The sequence below is a fragment of the Sphingomonas kyungheensis genome (genome assembly GCF_037120395.1).
In the GTDB taxonomy this organism is placed as follows: Bacteria; Pseudomonadota; Alphaproteobacteria; order Sphingomonadales; family Sphingomonadaceae; genus Sphingomonas; species Sphingomonas kyungheensis.
The window spans coordinates 20,436-37,530 of record NZ_JBBBDM010000019.1 but is presented as its reverse complement, the minus strand read 5'-3'; the positions used below and the strand labels follow the sequence as shown (position 1 = coordinate 37,530).

The 17,095-nt window shown below is 68.5% G+C and carries 17 protein-coding genes; 8 read left to right on the top strand and 9 right to left on the bottom strand.

Features of this window, described 5'->3' with window-relative positions:
- Window positions 1–329: 329 nt before the first annotated feature.
- The 5 genes from V8201_RS18365 to V8201_RS18345 all read left to right on the top strand — a co-directional run bounded on the left by V8201_RS18365 (window position 330) and on the right by V8201_RS18345 (window position 3,559).
- Complete coding sequence (locus V8201_RS18365; protein WP_336546199.1) at window positions 330–905, top strand: DUF6445 family protein; 576 nt, start codon at window positions 330–332, stop codon at window positions 903–905.
- A 26-nt stretch (window positions 906–931) separates the two neighbouring features.
- Window positions 932–1,111 carry a 50S ribosomal protein L32 gene (gene rpmF / locus V8201_RS18360; RefSeq protein WP_037532429.1) on the top strand — a complete coding sequence of 60 codons (180 nt, stop codon included), beginning with the start codon at window positions 932–934 and terminating at the stop codon, window positions 1,109–1,111.
- 32 nt (window positions 1,112–1,143) lie between these two features.
- Window positions 1,144–2,175: a phosphate acyltransferase PlsX gene (plsX, locus tag V8201_RS18355; protein ID WP_037532431.1), complete on the top strand. Its 1,032-nt coding sequence runs from the start codon at window positions 1,144–1,146 to the stop codon at window positions 2,173–2,175.
- Window positions 2,172–3,140: a beta-ketoacyl-ACP synthase III gene (locus V8201_RS18350; protein WP_037532432.1), complete on the top strand. Its 969-nt coding sequence runs from the start codon at window positions 2,172–2,174 to the stop codon at window positions 3,138–3,140. Before plsX ends, V8201_RS18350 begins: the two co-directional genes overlap by 4 nt.
- A gap of 119 nt (window positions 3,141–3,259) precedes the next feature.
- On the top strand, window positions 3,260–3,559 hold the full coding sequence (locus V8201_RS18345) for an integration host factor subunit alpha (protein WP_037532435.1): 300 nt from the start codon (window positions 3,260–3,262) through the stop codon (window positions 3,557–3,559).
- Between the two features lie 72 nt (window positions 3,560–3,631).
- On the opposite strand, the gene V8201_RS18340 is transcribed toward V8201_RS18345, so the two are convergent.
- The 3 genes from V8201_RS18340 to V8201_RS18330 all read right to left on the bottom strand — a co-directional run bounded on the left by V8201_RS18340 (window position 3,632) and on the right by V8201_RS18330 (window position 6,794).
- Complete coding sequence (locus tag V8201_RS18340) at window positions 3,632–5,158, bottom strand: peptide chain release factor 3 (protein ID WP_336546198.1); 1,527 nt, start codon at window positions 5,156–5,158, stop codon at window positions 3,632–3,634.
- Between the two features lie 119 nt (window positions 5,159–5,277).
- Window positions 5,278–6,153 carry an aldose 1-epimerase family protein gene (locus V8201_RS18335; RefSeq protein WP_336546197.1) on the bottom strand — a complete coding sequence of 292 codons (876 nt, stop codon included), beginning with the start codon at window positions 6,151–6,153 and terminating at the stop codon, window positions 5,278–5,280.
- 47 nt (window positions 6,154–6,200) lie between these two features.
- The gene (locus V8201_RS18330) at window positions 6,201–6,794 is read right to left on the bottom strand and encodes a L,D-transpeptidase family protein (protein ID WP_235199618.1); all 594 of its coding nucleotides are present in this window, start codon (window positions 6,792–6,794) and stop codon (window positions 6,201–6,203) included.
- A 283-nt stretch (window positions 6,795–7,077) separates the two neighbouring features.
- On the opposite strand from V8201_RS18330, the gene V8201_RS18325 reads away from it, so the two are divergent.
- Window positions 7,078–7,710, top strand: coding sequence for a murein L,D-transpeptidase catalytic domain family protein (locus V8201_RS18325; protein WP_336546201.1), 633 nt, complete (start codon window positions 7,078–7,080; stop codon window positions 7,708–7,710).
- Window positions 7,711–8,247: 537 nt separating this feature from the next.
- Here V8201_RS18325 and pheT read toward each other — a convergent pair.
- The 5 genes from pheT to rpmI all read right to left on the bottom strand — a co-directional run bounded on the left by pheT (window position 8,248) and on the right by rpmI (window position 13,190).
- On the bottom strand, window positions 8,248–10,629 hold the full coding sequence (gene pheT, locus V8201_RS18320; protein ID WP_336546196.1) for a phenylalanine--tRNA ligase subunit beta: 2,382 nt from the start codon (window positions 10,627–10,629) through the stop codon (window positions 8,248–8,250).
- Window positions 10,626–11,720: a phenylalanine--tRNA ligase subunit alpha gene (gene pheS, locus V8201_RS18315; RefSeq protein ID WP_336546195.1), complete on the bottom strand. Its 1,095-nt coding sequence runs from the start codon at window positions 11,718–11,720 to the stop codon at window positions 10,626–10,628. Before pheS ends, pheT begins: the two co-directional genes overlap by 4 nt.
- Window positions 11,717–12,040, bottom strand: a complete 324-nt coding sequence (locus V8201_RS18310) for a GIY-YIG nuclease family protein (RefSeq protein WP_336546194.1) — start codon at window positions 12,038–12,040, stop codon at window positions 11,717–11,719. The genes pheS and V8201_RS18310 overlap by 4 nt, the downstream gene beginning before the upstream one ends.
- Window positions 12,041–12,608: 568 nt before the next feature.
- Window positions 12,609–12,974, bottom strand: a complete 366-nt coding sequence (gene rplT, locus V8201_RS18305; RefSeq protein WP_037532450.1) for a 50S ribosomal protein L20 — start codon at window positions 12,972–12,974, stop codon at window positions 12,609–12,611.
- Between the two features lie 12 nt (window positions 12,975–12,986).
- On the bottom strand, window positions 12,987–13,190 hold the full coding sequence (gene rpmI, locus V8201_RS18300; protein ID WP_017977259.1) for a 50S ribosomal protein L35: 204 nt from the start codon (window positions 13,188–13,190) through the stop codon (window positions 12,987–12,989).
- Between the two features lie 162 nt (window positions 13,191–13,352).
- On the opposite strand from rpmI, the gene V8201_RS18295 reads away from it, so the two are divergent.
- Window positions 13,353–15,482, top strand: a complete 2,130-nt coding sequence (locus V8201_RS18295; RefSeq protein WP_336546193.1) for an AsmA family protein — start codon at window positions 13,353–13,355, stop codon at window positions 15,480–15,482.
- A 175-nt stretch (window positions 15,483–15,657) separates the two neighbouring features.
- Here the strand turns inward: V8201_RS18295 and V8201_RS18290 are convergent, their stop codons facing one another.
- On the bottom strand, window positions 15,658–16,467 hold the full coding sequence (locus V8201_RS18290; protein WP_037532454.1) for an inositol monophosphatase family protein: 810 nt from the start codon (window positions 16,465–16,467) through the stop codon (window positions 15,658–15,660).
- Between the two features lie 63 nt (window positions 16,468–16,530).
- Here V8201_RS18290 and V8201_RS18285 point away from each other — a divergent pair, with 63 nt between their 5' ends.
- The gene (locus V8201_RS18285; protein ID WP_037532457.1) at window positions 16,531–17,058 is read left to right on the top strand and encodes a peroxiredoxin; all 528 of its coding nucleotides are present in this window, start codon (window positions 16,531–16,533) and stop codon (window positions 17,056–17,058) included.
- Window positions 17,059–17,095 lie beyond the last annotated feature (37 nt).

Here is a 17,095-nt window from a genome sequence, read left to right as displayed (position 1 = left end):
CGCCAGACACCGACAAGCCGCCGCCCGCATGTCCCTTCATCAAATTACAATGTCAAAGAGCCGACAAAAACACCGGCACAGCTCCCTTACCCCTTTTTCTGAGGGGCGGTCAGCGCGCCAGGTCTGTTGTGACTGCCGCGGTCGCCGTGTCGGCCACCGCTGCGGTGACACCCATCTAGGCGGACCAACCAACCCCGTCAACACCAAATTGCACTTTTACGACATTTTCAGCGGAACCTCCCCGCCAAACCCCCAAATCAACGCCCCAAAGGACAAGCACATGCCCCTCCCTCCCCCGCGCGATCCGACGGTCGGCCGAACAAGGCCGGGTGAGGAAACCGGCGGGCGGCGACGGCACCGCCTTCTACAAGCATCGCCGCACCGGCTTCGAGTGGCTCGATGCGGCGCGTGCGCCGATCTATAGCGGACAGCGCGATGCCGAACTCCGCCACCATGGGCGGCCGCCCGCCGGCTATCTCTTTGGCTCGGCCCGCGTGTTCGAGCAGATCGCGCATATAGAGGCGCATTACAATCGAGCCCTCCTGTATCGCAGCGCGTCGCTGCACAGCGAGGCGATCGGCCCCGACGTCCCGAATCGCCGCAATCCTGCTTCCGCAACCAACTGCAAGAGAGTGACAGGCGGTGTCAGCAGCGTTCGCCTCATCGTCAGGCCGCGCGTGTCACGCGCGCGTCACGGGGACAGTCTATCGGTCGGCAACGAGACACCCTATCAGATAGCACCCGAGCCAGCGGGGCCGCGGGCGGCGGGCGCGCCGAAGCTTGCACCTGCGTGGAAAATCGCTATAGGCCCCCGCTTCGCGATGCGTCCGGTTGTCGGTGGCGTCCAGCGACCGGCGCTCCGTCGGTCGTCGGGGCGGCCCGTCGGGCTCATCGGTTTTCCGTAAGCCGATTCCTAGAACAAGGTGCCGAAATGGCCGTCCCCAAGCGAAAGACCTCCCCCTCCAAGCGCGGCATGCGCCGCAGCCACGATTCGCTGAGCATCGAATCGTTCCAGGAGTGCCCGAATTGCGGCGAGCTCAAGCGCCCGCACAATCTGTGCACCGCCTGTGGCCATTATAACGGCCGCGAGATCGTCTCGGTCGAGGGCTGAGCCCTCCCCTCCCATCCGGAAACGCGCTGACCATGTCCGACACTTCCTGGATCGCCGTCGATGCGATGGGCGGCGACAAGGGGCTGGCGGTCATGCTCGCCGGTGTGGCTGCCGCCCGCCGGCGGCATGACGGCATGCGCTTTCTGCTGGTGGGTGACGAGGCCAAGGTGGCGGAAGAGCTGAAAGGCCATCCCAACCTCAGCCAGCATAGCGAGATCGTCCACGCACCCGAGACGGTCGGGTCGAGCGACAAGCCCAGCCAGGCGATCCGCCGTGCCAAGACGACGTCGATGGGCATCACCATCGATCTGGTGAAGCAGGGCCGCGCCGGGGCCGCGGTCTCGTCGGGCAATACCGGCGCGCTGATGGCGATGGCCAAGCTCGCGCTGCGCACCTTGCCCGGCATCGACCGTCCGGCGCTCGCCGCGCCGCTGCCGACGCTTGGCGACAATGACGTGGTGATGCTCGATCTCGGCGCCAATACCGAGGTGGATGCGCGCAACCTCGTCCAGTTCGCGGTGATGGGCGCGGCCTATGCCCGCACGATCATGGACCTCGAATCGCCCCGCGTCGCGCTGCTCAACATCGGCAGCGAGGACCAGAAGGGCACCGACGAGATCCGCGACGCCGCAGCGGTGCTCAAGGGCCAGTCGCATCTGCCGCTGACCTTCACCGGCTTCGTCGAGGGCGACCAGCTCGCGCGCGGCAACCACGACGTCATCGTCTGCGACGGCTTTGCCGGCAATATCGCGCTCAAGACCGCCGAGGGCACCGCGCGGTTCGTCGCCGATCTGCTCAAGCGCGCGTTCAGTTCGTCGGCGCGATCGAAGCTCGGCTTCCTGATCTCGCGCCCGGCGACCGAATTGCTGCGCGATCATCTCGATCCCAACAATCACAATGGCGCGGTCTTCCTTGGCCTCAACGGCATCGTCGTGAAGAGCCATGGCGGCGCCAACGAGCGCGGCGTCGCCACCGCGATCGGCAATGCCGCCAAGATGGTGCGCGCCGACCTGACCCGCCGCATCGCCGACGATCTCGGCAATTTCGAAAAGAAAGCCGCATGATTCGATCGGTCGTCCGTGGCACCGGCTCCGCCCTGCCGGCGCGGCGCGTGTCGAATGCCGAGCTCGAACAGCAGCTCGACACCAGCGATGCCTGGATCGTCGAGCGGACCGGCATCCGCTTCCGCCACATCGCCGGGCCGGACGAGACGACCGCGACGCTCGCCGCCGACGCCTGCCGCGCCGCGCTCGCCGCCGCTGCGGTCGAGCCGGGCGAGATCGACCTGATCGTGCTCGCCACCGCGACGCCCGACCAGACCTTCCCGGCGACCGCGACCAAGGTGCAGGCGATGCTCGGCATCGGCGATTGCGTCGCCTTCGACGTCGCCGCGGTCTGCTCGGGCTTTCTTTATGCGGTGCAGGTCGCCGATTCGATGCTGCGCACCGGCGTCCACCGTCGCGCGCTGGTGATCGGCGCCGAGACGTTCAGCCGGATCCTCGACTGGGAGGACCGTACCACCGCCGTGCTGTTCGGCGACGGCGCCGGCGCGATCGTGCTCGAAGGGCAGGAGAGCGCCGCCGACGATGGTCGCGGCATCCTCGCCACCAAGCTCCATGCCGACGGTCGCCACAACGACCTGCTCTATGTCGACGGTGGCCCGTCGACCACCGGCACGGTCGGCAAGCTGCGCATGAAGGGCCGCGAGGTGTTCCGTCACGCCGTCGTCAACCTCGCCGCCGTGCTGGAGGAATCGCTGGTCATCGCCGGACTGACGTCGGCCGACGTCGACTGGGTGGTGCCGCATCAGGCCAATGCCCGCATCCTCGATGCGACCAGCCGCAAGCTCGGCCTCTCCCCTGACAAGATCGTCGTCACCGTCGACCGCCACGCCAATACCTCGGCCGCCTCGGTGCCCCTCGCGCTCGATGTCGCGGTGCGCGACGGTCGCGTCCAGCAGAACGATATCGTCGTGCTGGAAGCGATGGGCGGCGGTTTTACCTGGGGCGCGGCGGTCATTCGCTTCTGATCGCCTGCGCCCCATGGCCCTGACCGCCGCGGCCGCAAAGAAAGTCACTTTCGGACACGTCTGCTATAGTGTACCGTGGAAACGGGCATCTTAGCAGATGGAGTGGGGCAAGCGTGTTGATGACGAGCGTTGGTACACTGACGAGGGCAGACCTGGCCGAGGCCTTGCATCGCCAGATCGGCCTGTCGCGGACGGAGTCGGCGAAAGTCGTCGAACAGATCCTGACGGAAATGTGCGAAGCGCTGGCGCGCGGCGAGAACGTCAAGATTTCGGGGTTCGGCACCTTCGTCCTGCGCGACAAGGGTGAGCGGATCGGCCGCAATCCCAAGACCGGGGTCGAGGTGCCGATCGCGCCGCGCCGTGTGCTGACCTTCCGCGCCAGCCAGATGATGCGCGAGCGGATCGTTACCGGCACCTGACGCGATGCGCGTCGTCCGGCGGTCGGTGATTTCGGGGGAAATCACGACCCGGACGGCGCCCTCACCGCCGTATCAGCGTTCGCGCGTCGCCGCGAAGCGCACCTTATTGTAGCGATCGGCGATATAGCCGACCTCCCAGGCGCTCTTGGCGAGGAACACCGGATTGCCGTCGCGATCCTTAGCCATCGCCGAGCGATTGAGATCCATGAACGCCTTGAGATCGGCCGGATGTTCCGCCGACACCCAGCGCGCGGTCTCGAACGGCGCGGGCTCCAGCCCGGCCGCCACCTTGTATTCCGCATCGAGCCGGCTGAGCAGCACCTCGAGCTGGAGCTGGCCGACGACGCCGATGATCCAGTTGGAGCCGATCTCCGGATAGAAGACCTGCGTCACCCCCTCCTCCGCCATATCGTCGAGCGCCTTGCGCAGCTGCTTGGTCTTGGTCGGGTCCTTGAGCTGGACGCGGCGCAGGATTTCGGGCGCGAAATTGGGCAGGCCGGTGAAGCGCACGTCGGCGCGCTCGCTCAGCGTGTCGCCGACGCGCAACGTGCCGTGGTTGGGGATGCCGATGATGTCGCCGGGGAAGGCCTCGTCGGCCAGCTCGCGGTTCTGGGCGAAGAACAGGATCGGCGAATGGACCGCGATCGGCTTGCCGTGGCCGGTCGGCACCAGCTTCATGCCGCGTTTGAAGGTGCCCGAGCATAGCCGCATGAAGGCGATGCGGTCGCGATGGTTGGGGTCCATGTTCGCCTGCACCTTGAACACGAAGCCGGTGACCTCGTCATTGTCCGGCGCCACCGGCGCGGGCTCGGCCGGCTGCGCGCGCGGCGGCGGGGCGTGTTCGGCGAGCGCGCCGATCAGCTCGGCGACGCCGAAATCCTTGAGCGCCGAGCCGAAATAGACCGGGGTCAGATCGCCGTTGCGATAGGCCTCGGCATCGAATTCGGGATAGCCCGCCTGCGCCAGCTCGATCTCCTCGGCCCAGCGTTCGGCGAGCACCGGCGCCGTCTCGGTCTTGCCGAGGAAGGCGCGGCTGTCGCCCTCCGGCCGGCTGATCGTGTTGGTGGCGAGGTCGAGCACGCCTTCGAACTCGCCGCCCATGCCGACCGGCCAGCTCATCGGCGCGACGTCGAGCGCGAGCATGTCGGCGATCTCGTCGAGCAGCTCGAAGATCGGCCGGCCTTCGCGATCGACCTTGTTGACGAAGGTGATGATCGGCACCGAGCGCAGCCGGCAGACCTCGAACAATTTGCGCGTCTGCGGCTCGATGCCCTTGGCGGCGTCGATCACCATCACCGCCGAATCGACCGCGGTCAGCGTGCGATAGGTATCTTCCGAGAAATCCTCGTGGCCCGGCGTATCGAGCAGGTTGAAGGTGATCCCCTCCCGCTCGAACGTCATCACCGACGAGGTGACCGAGATGCCGCGCTGCTGTTCGATCTTCATCCAGTCCGACCGCGCCCGCCGATTGGCCCCGCGCGCCTTGACCTCACCGGCAAGATGGATCGCGCCGCCGAAATACAGCAGTTTTTCGGTCAGCGTCGTCTTGCCCGCGTCGGGGTGGGAGATGATCGCGAAGGTACGGCGGGGGGAAGTCACTGGCTATATCCGGGTGGCAGGCGGCTCACGCGGAGCCGCGACAGGGGCAAGGCGGCTCGCGTCCGCGCGCGCGCCTTGCCAGATGTCGCGCCCGGATGACAGGGGTAACGGTGCGCGGATCAGCCCTTGAGCGTGACGCTCATCGCGATCCGCGTCTCGCCACCCGCCGGCGTTTCGAATACGCCCGGCTTGTCGCGATACTCGCCGGCATAGCCTTCCGGATCGGCGATGCCGTGCCACGGCTCGACGCAGACATAGGCCGCGCCCGGCTTGGTCCAGATGCCGAGCATCGGCGTATCGGGGAAGGCGATCCGCAATTGCGGTCCCTGCCCGGCGCCATAGGTCACGCCCGCCGAGCGGACGTCGTCCCATACCAGCGCATCGTTGGTGAAGAGATCGTCGCGCAGATGCAGCACCCGCCCGTCGAGCGGCGAGTCGCGGCGGGCGGTCGCGATCGTGCCGTCGGCGGCGATCGTGCGCAGCGCGTCGGGCTCGTCCGCGTCGAAGACGATGCGATGCGCGGCACGATCCTCGCCATACGGCAGCGGCCAGGCGAAAGCGGGATGGAAGCCGAAGCTCGCCGGCAGCGGAGTTTCCGCCGGATTGACGATCCGCGCCTCGACATGCAGCGTCGCGCCGTCGAGCCGGTAGGTCAGTTCGAGGCGGAAGGCGAAGGGATAGGCGGCGCGCGTCGCCTCGCTGTCCGACAGCGCGAAGGTCACCCGATCCGCCTCGACCGCGACGATTTCGAACTGCGACCGGCGCGCGAACCCGTGCTTGGGCATGGGATAGGCAGTGCCGTCGACGCGGATCGTCTCCTCGAACGGCAGGCCGACCACCGGGAAGAGGATCGGCGCATGGCCGGTCCAGTAGGCCGGGTCGGCGTTGGTCATCAGCTCGCGCCCGCCGGCATCGCGCAGATGCGTCAATTCGGCGCCGAGCGGGTTGATCGCGGCGGTGAGGGCGATCGAGCGGATGGTGACGAGGTCGGTCATGCGCGGCCTTGTGCGTCAGCCTCCGGCGGCGTGCAACTCCCCGCGTCTCACTGTGCCGCGGTCTGGAGGACGCTGCCGTTCGCCGTCGCCGTCTCCAGCTGCATGTCCGCCGGATCCTCGGCGATCGGCGGCAGCCAGCCTTCGACGGCGGAGGCGTCGGTGACCATCACCGGCGTGCCCTTGCTGGTCACCGCGAACAGCTTCCTGGCGAAGGCCGTCGGCACCCGGATGCAGCCGTGCGAGGCGGGGAAGCCCGGATTGATCCCGGCGTGGATCGCCACCCCGTCCCAGGTCAATCGCTGCATGAACGGCATCGGCGCGCTGTCGTAGAGGTTGCTCTTGTGCACCTCCGACTTCTGCAGGATCGGGAAGGTGCCGATCGGCGTGTCCTTGCCGTCCTTGCCGGTCGAGACGGTCGATGCGCCGATCAGCGTCATGCCACGATAGACATAGGCCTTCTGGTCGGGGATCGAAACGACGATGCTGACCGGGCCGAGCGTCGCATCGTCGTTCCACAGGAAGCGATTGGGGGCGAGACTGGTGACCTCGGGCGCCAGCGGATCGGCAGCGACCGCAGCCCGTGCCGGCTGCGTCTGGATCGCGCACAAGGCCGTGGCGGCGAGAATCATCCAGGGCTTCATCATCGTCTCCGTCTGTCAATCCCCCTTTCGCGCCGTCCAACGCGCGACTCCGCGGAACGTGCCACAACCGTTTCGGGCCGACAGGAGCGTCGCGCGCGGCCAACCGTGCAACCAGAACGCTGACCGGGGCGGCGTTGACGGGAAAATTAAGTCCGAAGCTGCTATATGATGAGCAGCGGGTTGAACCGGGGTTTTAAAGATTTTGACGCAAATCGAGCAAGATAGCATCCGCGACCGTCGCGCTTTGCTGAAGAACGGGGCAGTGCTGGCGGCGACGCTGGCGATGCCGGGCACGCTGTCGGCGACGCCGCGGCGTCTGACGCAGCGCGACCTGCGGCCGGTGTCCGAGCCGCCGTTGCCCGCCCCGCGCCCGATGGTGGCGGCGCGGCCGATCACCTCGCCGCGCGTCGTACGCCCGGACCTGATGCGCGAGGCGCTCGCCGCGCTCAACCAGCACAGCCGCCGCATCCCGCAGCGCGACCGGATCGCGATCGCCGACATGTCGGCGCCGTCGTCAGAGGCGCGGCTGCACATCGTCAATCTCGCCTCGGGGCGCAGCCAATCGTTCCTCGTCGCGCACGGCAGCGGCTCGGACCCGGCGCATACCGGCTTCCTCAAGCGCTTCTCGAACGAGCCGAATTCGAATGCGTCGTCGGAAGGCGCCTTCGTCACCGACGATTATTACGTCGGCAAGCACGGTCGGTCGCAGCGGTTGATCGGCCTCGATCCGACCAACGACAATGCGATGGCGCGGGCGATCGTCGTCCACTCCGCCTGGTATGCCAATCGCGACATGCTGCGCACCCATGGCATGCTCGGCCGCAGCCAGGGCTGTTTCGCGGTCGGCGAGACCGACCTCAGCCAGGTGTTCGAGCAGCTCGGGCCGGGCCGGATGATCTTCTCGACCAAGGTGTAAGCTTGCGAGGCGGGCGATGACGGCCCGCCGCCGGTTACGCGGTTGAGGGCCAGCGTCCGATCGCGCGCGGGCCTCCGCCCTTCGCCCGGTGCGATGCTCTACCTGACGAGGCCGGGTCTCCCGCGAGACTGCCCCGGGTATCGAGCCGCAGCAAGACTCCCGAACGGGCGCGACCTCTACATCGACCCGCTGTCCTGCCGGACTCGTTCCGGCATCCGCCGTTCCGTAGTAGCTTGAGCCGTTGCTTTCGCGGCACGGCTGCTCCCGGAACACGTCCGGGTTGACGTCACATGGTGGGCAAGGCGGAGGCTATGCCGTATTCCCGCGCGGGCCGGAATCCAGTGCCCAAGCAGGACAACGCTTGCCGCATAAGGAACCTGGGCTCCCGCCTGCGCGGAAGCACTGGTGCGGCGCTGGCAGCGCAGCGCGACGCTTGCAGGCAGGCGGAGCCGCCCGTGGCACGCCACCGCCCGCCCGCAGCCCTCCACCTAAGCCACAGCACCACCGCCCGCAGCAACGGGCGGCGTGCGCCCGCCCCTAGCCCCGCAGCACCGCCCCCTGTTTCGCCGCCGCGGCGACTACCTTGTCGGCGATGCCCTTGAGCATCTCGTCGGTGAAGCTCTTGTCGCTCGGCTGGAGCGTCACCTCGATCGCGACCGACTTGCGGCCCGCCTCGACACCCGCACCGGTGAAGACGTCGAACACGCGCGCGCCGACGATCGCCGCCTTGTCCGCGCCGCGCACCGCGCGCACCAGCGCATCGGCGCTGAGCGACTCGGGAACGAGGAACGCGAAGTCGCGCCGCACCGATTGCAGCGCCGGTGGTGCGAATGGCGGACGCATGAAGCTGCGCGTGCCGCGTTTCGCCGGCAGGGCATCGAGGTACAGCTCGACCGCCGCGACCGCGCCGTCGAGATCGAACGCCTTGAGCAGCGCCGGATGCAGCATGCCGAACCGCGCCAGCACCGTCTTCGGCCCGAGCCGCAGCGTGCCGCTCTGCCCGGGGTGCCAGGCCTCGCCCGCCTCACCCATCACCTGCAGATTGTCGACCGGCGCCCCCGCCGCGGCGAGCAGCGCCAGCGCCTCCGCCTTGGCGTCATACGCATCGAACGCCGCCGCCTTGCCCTCACGCCAGCCGCGCTCGCGGCGATTGCCGGCAAGCACCAGCCCGAGCGTCATCCGCTCGTCGGACGCGCCCTTATCGTCCTTCAGGTACCGCCGGCCGATCTCGAACAGCCGCACCGCGCTCAGCCCGCGCTTGAGGTTGCGCTCCGCCGCCGACAGCAGGCCGGGGAGCAGCGACGGCCGCATCACCTTGAGATCCTCGCTGATCGGATTGGCGAGCGTCCACGCGCCGCCGCCGAACGCCGCCGCCTGCGCCGCGCCGAGGAAGCTCCACGTCACCGCCTCGTCGAGCCCGCGCGCCGCCGCGGCGCGCCGCACGCGGCGTTCGAGCAACTGCTCCGCAGTCGCGGTCGGCCGGGCGACGCCGGGCGCACGCGGCAGCGGCACGGTCGCGACCTTGTCGATCCCCTCGATGCGGATCACCTCCTCGACCAGATCGGCGGCACCGTCGACGTCGCGGCGCCACGTCGGCGGGGTCACCTGCCAGTCGTCGGTGACGGTGAAGCCGAGCGATTCGAGGATCGCCCGCTGCCGCTCCGCCGGCACCGCCAGCCCGCCGAGCGTCTCGGCCAGCGACGGCGCGTAGCGGATCGTCGTCATCGTCGTCGGCGGCGATCCGGCGCGCGTCACGCCGCTCGCCGTCCCGCCGCAATAGTGCAGCACGAGGAAGGTGGCGATCGCCAGACCATCGTCGAGAAAGGCGGGATCGACGCCGCGCTCGAACCGCTGCCGCGCCTCGGAGGTCAGCGACAGCGCCTGGCCGGCGCGCGCGATCGCCTCGGGCGCGAAATAGGCGCATTCGATGATGACGTCGCGCGTCGTCTCCGACACGCCCGAATGCGCGCCGCCCATGATGCCGCCGATATCGTGCACCGCGACGTCGTCGGCGATCACCGTCATCCCCTCGGCGAGCGTATAGCTCTTGCCGTTGAGCGCCTCGACCGTCTCGCCGGCGCGCGCCCGCCGCGCGACCAGCCCGCCCGACAGCTTTGCCGTGTCATAGACGTGCAGCGGGCGGCCGAGATCGACCGTCATGTAGTTGGTGATGTCGACCAGCGTGGAGATCGGCTTCTGCCCGATCGCGGTCAGCCGCTGGCGCATCCATTCGGGCGCCTCGCCGTTAGTCAGGCCGGACACCGCCTGCGCGAAGAAGGCGGGGCAGCCCGTGGCATCCTCGATCCGCACGTCGGGTCCGGGTCCCTCGCCCGCCACCGCCGGCACCTCGGGCGCGATCAGCGTGCCGAGCCCGGCCGCGGCGAGATCGCGGGCGATACCGTGGACGCCCATGCAATCCTGCCGGTTGGGCGTGATCGACACGTCGATCACCGGATCGTTGAGCCCGGCATAGTCCGAATAGCTGGTGCCGACCGGCGCATCGTCGGGCAGTTCGATGATGCCGTCATGCCCCTCGCCGATCTGCAACTCGCGCGCCGAGCACATCATGCCGTTCGATTCGACGCCGCGGATCGCCGCGACCTTGAGCGTCACGTCGAGCCCCGGCACATAGGCGCCCGGCGCGCCGAACACGCCGACGAGGCCCGCGCGCGCATTGGGCGCGCCGCAGACGACCTGCATCGGTCCGTCGCCGGCATCGACCGACAGCACCTGCAATTTGTCCGCCTGCGGATGCCGCTCCGCCGACAGCACGCGCGCGACGCGGAAGGCGGCCAGCGCCTCGCCCGGATTGTGCACGCCCTCGACCTCCAGGCCGATGCGGGTCAGTCCGTCCAGGATCGCGTCGAGCGAGGCATCGGTGGCGAGATGGCTCTTCAGCCAGCCAAGGGTGAACTTCATGCGCCGACTCCTCCCGACAGCGTGGGTACGTCGAGGCTCGAGAAACCGTAATGTTTGAGCCAGCGGATATCGCCGTCGAAGAAGGCGCGCAGATCGTCCATGCCGTATTTGAGCATCGCCAGCCGGTCGATGCCGCAGCCGAAGGCGAAGCCCTGCCACACCGCGGGATCGAGGCCGCAGGCCGCGATCACCTTGGGGTGGACCATGCCGCTGCCGAGCACCTCCATCCAGCCGCCACCGGAACCGCCGATGACGCGCTTGCCCTTCTCGATCGTATAGCCGACGTCGACCTCCGCCGACGGTTCGGTGAACGGGAAATAGCTCGGCCGCAGCCGCAGCACGATATCGTCGCGCTCGAAAAAGGCCTTGAGGAAGGTCTCCAGCGTCCATTTGAGGTGGCCGAGCGTGATCCCCTTGTCGATCACCAGCCCTTCGACCTGATGGAACATCGGCGTATGCGTGGCGTCGCTGTCCGAGCGATAGGTGCGGCCCGGCGCGATGATGCGGATCGGCGGCGGCTGGTCGAGCATCGTGCGGATCTGCACCGGGCTGGTATGCGTGCGCAGCAGCATCCGCGGCGCCTCGCCGGTGCCGGCCGCCGCGTCGGGGAAATAGAAGGTGTCGTGCATCGCCCGCGCCGGATGCGTCTCGGGAATGTTGAGCGCGGTGAAATTGTGCCAGTCGTCCTCGATCTCCGGCCCGGTGGCGACGGCGAAGCCGAGGTCGGCAAAGATTTCGGCGAGCTCGTCCATCACCTGGCTGACCGGATGCACCGTCCCGGCGATCGGCGCATCGGCCGGCAGCGTCATGTCGCGCGTCTCGCTCGCCAGCCGCGCGTCGAGCGCGGCGCGGTCGAGCGCCGCCTTGCGCGTCGCGATCGCCGTGGCGACCGCCTCGCGCAGCCCGTTGATCCGCGGGCCTTCGCTCTGCCGCTGCTCCGGCGTCATCTTGCCGAGCGTCTTGAGCGCCTGGGTGATGCTGCCCTGCTTGCCGAGCGCCTCGACGCGCAGCGCCTCGAGCGCCTCGGCACTCTCCGCCGCGGGGATGGCGCCGAGCAGATGGTCGCGCAGGGTATCGAGGTCTTCGGTCACGTATCGCTCTCTTTCATGGGCGGCAGGCCGAGGCCGATCGCCAGATCTACCCAGTCCGCATTCTGCGCTTCGATCAGGACGATCTTCCACGCGCGCCGCCATTCCTTCAACTGCTTCTCACGAATGATGGCGGCCTCCATCGTCGCATGCCGCTCATACCAGACAAGCCGCCGCACGCCGTATGCCTTGGTGAAGCCAGGGATCAACCCCTCGCGATGCTGGACGAGGCGGGCGAGCAGGTTGGAGGTCACGCCGATGTAGAGCGTGCCGTACCGACGACTGGCCAGGATATAGACGCACGGCTCGAATACGTCTCGCATGCAGCGCCCCCCGTTCCGCCGGCTCGGGCAGCGCCGGCGTCGAGAGACGTCATAGCGAGACGCCGGGCTCCACTGCGCCGGAGGGCATCATTTCCACCGCGCCATGCCTCCCTCCGTCATTCCGACGAAAGCCGGGAACCATGGATACGGGCCGTCGAGGGCAGCACGCACCAGCCGCCGTTCCGTGTCCGTGGATCCCGACTTTCGTCGGGATGACGAGAAGGGGGAGGCGAGCCGTCCCACGCGTTTGCGTCCCGCCAGCTTGGAAGGCGCCGGCGTCGGGAGATCATAGCGAAGCGCGGGGCCTCAACGCGCTGCAGGAAATCATTTCTGCCTCACCATTCGCCCCTCCGTCATCCCGACGAAAGTCGGGACCCAGGGATACGGGCCGTTGAGGACAGCACGCGCCAGCCACCACAGCGTGTCCATCGATCCCAGCTTGCGCCAAAATGACGAGAGGGAAGCGAGCCACCCCGCCCGCAAAAGGAGGCAGACGCCCCACGCCCGCAACGAAAAAGGCGCCGGTGGTTGCCCACCGACGCCTCATCCGCCACCTGCGGTGCGAAGGTCACGCCGCCTGGGGCAGCGCCGCCTTGGCCTGCGCGATGATCGCGCTGAACGCCGCACCCTCGTGCATCGCGATGTCGGCCAGCACCTTGCGGTCGAGCTGGACGCCGGCGAGCTTGAGGCCGTGCATGAACTGCGAATAGGTCAGACCCTCGGCGCGGACACCGGCGTTGATGCGCTGGATCCACAGGCCGCGGAAGGTCCGCTTTTTGACCTTGCGGTCGCGATAGGCATATTGCCCGGCCTTTTCGACCGCCTGACGGGCGATACGGATCGTGTTCTTGCGACGGCCGTAATAGCCCTTCGCCTGTTCCAGAATCCGCTTGTGCTTGGCGCGGGTGGTTACACCACGTTTGACGCGTGCCATATCCTGATGTCCTTACTTGAGGCCGTACGGCGCCCAGGCCTTCACCGTGGCGGTGTCGGCCTTCGACAGCACCTTGGTGCCGCGGTTCTGGCGGATGTACTTGCTGTTGTGGCTGATCAGGCGGTGGCGCTTGCCGGCGACGCCGTGCTTCAACAGACCGCTCGCGGTCAGCTTGAAGCGCTTCTTGACGCCGCTCTTCGTCTTGAGCTTGGGCATTTTGGTCCTTTCGCTGTGAGCATGGCATGAACCGCCGCGGCAGCCCTTGATGGCCGGGCAGTCCTGTAGCGCCTCGCTCGGGAAGCGGGCTCCTTAGCGACGTGCGACAGGAAACGCAACCGATGCGGAACCGGAACGAGCGCTGGCGCGATTCAGCCGGTGATGGAGACGCCGCCGCCCGCCACGGACCCCGCCGCGGACCCCGCCCCGGTGCCGACGCGCCGGCGACGACTGCGACGGATCGCCGGCCGGATCGTGCTGGCGCTCGCCGTCCTCGTCGTCGCGATCTGGCTGGTGCTCTACGTCACCAAGGGGCGCTTCCTGCGCCATCCGTTCGAGCAGTTCGTCGGTGGCCAGACGCATCGCCCCGTCACCGTGGCGGGCGACTTCCAGCTCTACTTCGCGCCCTTCCGCATCAAGTTCGTCGCGGAGCGGATGACGATCGGCAATCCGGCCTGGGCGACGCGCCCCTATCTGTTCCAGGCGGAACGGATCGATACGCGGATCGCGCCGCTGTCGCTGCTGTGGGGCAAGCGCCGCCTCTACTGGCTCGATCTGGTCGACGGCGCGGTCGACCTCGAATGGAATGCGGACCACAGCGCCAACAGCTGGACGTTCAGCAGCAGCAAGGGCGGCAAACCCCTGCCCTTCCCGCGGATCGATACCGCGACGGTGCGCGGCACCACCGTCCGCTATCGCGATCCGCGCATGCGGCTGCTCGCCGACCTCAAGGTCGACGACATCCGCTCGACCGACGCGCGGATCGGCAAGGCGGTCGGCGTCGATGGCCATGGCACGATCCGCGACACGCCGTTCCGCGTCGCCGCGCGGCTGCTCGCCCCCGATGCGACGGTCAATCGCGGCAAGAACGAGCTGGTGCTGCGGGCCTGGGCGGCGGACAATGTCGTCGACGTGTCGGGCACGCTGCCGTCGATCGCGGGGATCGAAGGCGTGCCGTTGCAGACGCGCGCGCAGGGCCGCAACCTCGCCGACCTGCTCGGCATCATCGGCGTCGCCATCCCCAATACCCGCCGCTACCGGCTGAAGGCGCAACTGGTCCAGCAGGACCAGCTCTACACCTTCACCCATATGCGCGGCACCGTCGGCGCCAGCGATCTTGCCGGCACGCTGACGATCACCAACGGCGCGCGGCTGCACCTCGATTCGCGGCTGGCCACCAGGACGCTCGACATCATCGATGCCGCGCCGTTCATCGGCTACAATCCCGATATCGTCGCCGCCAGGGGCGCGCTCGCCGCCGCCGCCGCGACCGGCGCCGCGCCGCAGCGCATCCTACCCGAAGCCGCGCTGCCGATCGCGACGATGCAGCGCTTCGATGCCGACCTCCGCTGGACGATCGGCCGGGTGCGCTCGCGCAACCTGCCGATCAGCGACATTGCGATGACGCTGGCGCTCGACCGCGGCAAGCTCACCCTGTCGCCGCTGACCATGGCGATGGCGCGCGGCAACGTCGCCGCCGACGTGACGTTCGACACGCGGCAGCGGCCGGCGCTCGACACCTATGACATCCGCCTGTCGCCGACGCCGATGGGCAAGCTGCTCGCCGGCTATGGCGTCGCCGAGGCGGGGACGACGGGCACGATCAAGGGGCGCATCCAGCTCGTCGGCCGTGGCGATTCGATCCACCAGTCGCTCAGTACCGCGCACGGCCGCATCGCCTTCGTCATGCCGCACGGCCAGCTGTGGACACGCAACGTCCAGCTCGCCGAGCTCGATATCGGCACGTTCGTCCAGAAGATGTTCGAGGACAAGCTCAAGAAGCCGGTCGAGGTCAATTGCGGGCTGATCGGCTTCACCGTCCGCAACGGCGTCGCCGCGGCGGACCCGATCCTGATCGACACCACCAAGAACGTCATCGTCGGGCGCGGCGGGTTCAGCTTCAGAAGCGAGGCGATCGACCTCGCCTTCCGCGCCGACGGAAAGAAGTTCAGCCTGTTCTCCGGCCAGTCGCCGGTCGGCGTCGGCGGCTATTTCGCCGCGCCGAAGCTCGACGTGATCAGCGGCCAGCTGCTCGAACGCGCCGGTGCCGGCCTCGGCCTGGCGGTGGTGGCGACGCCGGTGGCGGGCATCCTCGCCTTCGTCGACATCGGCGACGCCAAGTCCGCCGCCTGCGGCCCGGTGCTCGCCGGCGCCACCGCGCAGGCGCAGCGCACCACCAAGGGCAAGCCCCGCGACGACGTCGGCCACGGCACCACCGCCAAGGACGAGGACGGCAAGACCACCGGCGCGGAGAAGAAAAGCCAGCGGAAGAAGTTCCTGGGGATCTTCTGATGGCGGGCTATCCGCGGCCCTTCGTCATCCCGGCGAAAGCCAAGACCCATGGCCACGATGTCACCACCGACAGCGCACCCTGCGCCTGTCCCGTATCCATGGATCCCGGCCTAGGCGGGGATGACGAAGGTCGGCGGCATTCCATCCGCCTCTTCGGGGAGGCGCAAAGCCTTCCTCAGTGCGTATGCCCCGCGGTCGCGCGGATCGCCTCCAGCACGTCGTCGGTGCGCGCCGGGTCGCCGATGGCGAGCACATGGCCCGCGCTCGCGGCGGTGAGCGGGTCGCCGTTCCAGTCGCACATCCGTCCGCCGGCGCCCTCGACCACCGGTACCAGCGCGGCAAAGTCGTAGAGCTGGAGCCCCGATTCGACGACGATGTCGAGATGACCGCTCGCGAGCAGCCCGTAATTGTAGCAGTCGCCGCCATAGACCGGCCCCTGCCGCGTGTGCCCGCCCGAGGCCGCGGCGACCAGCGCCATATAATGCGGCACGTCGCCCTCGGCGAACAGATGCGGGCTGGTCGTGGCGAGCACCGCGCCTTCGAGCTGCGCACAGGTCCGCGTCCGCGTCGGCCGGCCGTTGAAGGTCGTCGGCCGCCCGGCGACGCCGACCCAGCGCTCGCGCTGCACCGGCTGATCGATGATGCCGAGCAGCGGCCAGCCATCCTCGACCAGCGCGATCAGCGTGCCGAAGATCGCGCGGCCAACGGTGAAGCTGCGCGTGCCGTCGATCGGGTCGAGCACCCATTGGCGGCCGGTGACGCCCGGCTTCTCGCCATATTCCTCGCCGATCACGCCGTCGCCCGCCGCCTCGGCATCGAGCAGCTTGCGCATCGCCGCCTCGGCCTCGCGATCGGCGCGGGTGACGGGGGAGTGATCCGCCTTGATCTCCAGCCCCTGTTCCTCGCGGAAATAGGGGCGGATCGCCGCGCCCGCGGCATCGGCGAGGCGGCTGGCGAGCTGGATGTCGGCGGCGGTAATCGGCATGACGACAGCCCTATCGCCTCGCCTGGCGGCGCGCTAGGGTGCGCGAAACCGAGAGGAATTGCCATGCGCCTGCCCGCCGCCTTCGCCGCCATCGCCCTGGTCGCCACACCCGCCATCGCCGGCCTGCCGGTCGGGGCCAAGGCGCCGACCTTCTCGACGCGCGGCGCGGTCGCCGGTCAGGTCGTCGGCATCGACCTCGCGCAGCAGCTCAAGAAGGGGCCGGTGGTGCTCTATTTCTTCCCGGCGGCGTTCACCGGCGGCTGCAATGCGGAGGCGCATGCCTTTGCCGAAGCGATCCCCGATTTCCAGAAGGCGGGCGCGACGGTGATCGGCATGTCGGCGGACGACGTGCCGACGCTGCAGCGCTTCTCGGCGGAGAAATGCGCGGGCAAGTTCGCGGTGGCGAGCGCCGGGCCGGCGGTGATCAAGGGCTATGACGTCGCGCTCAACGGCGGCGGCCGCGCGCTGACCAAGCGCACCAGCTACGTCATCGCGCGCGACGGCCGCATCGCCTATGTCCACGACGACATGAATCCGGCGCAGCACGTCGCCCTCACCCTCGCCGCCGTGCGCAAACTTCACCATAACTGAGCAATTTGAAACCGTCCGCTAAGTAATTGCGCGTATA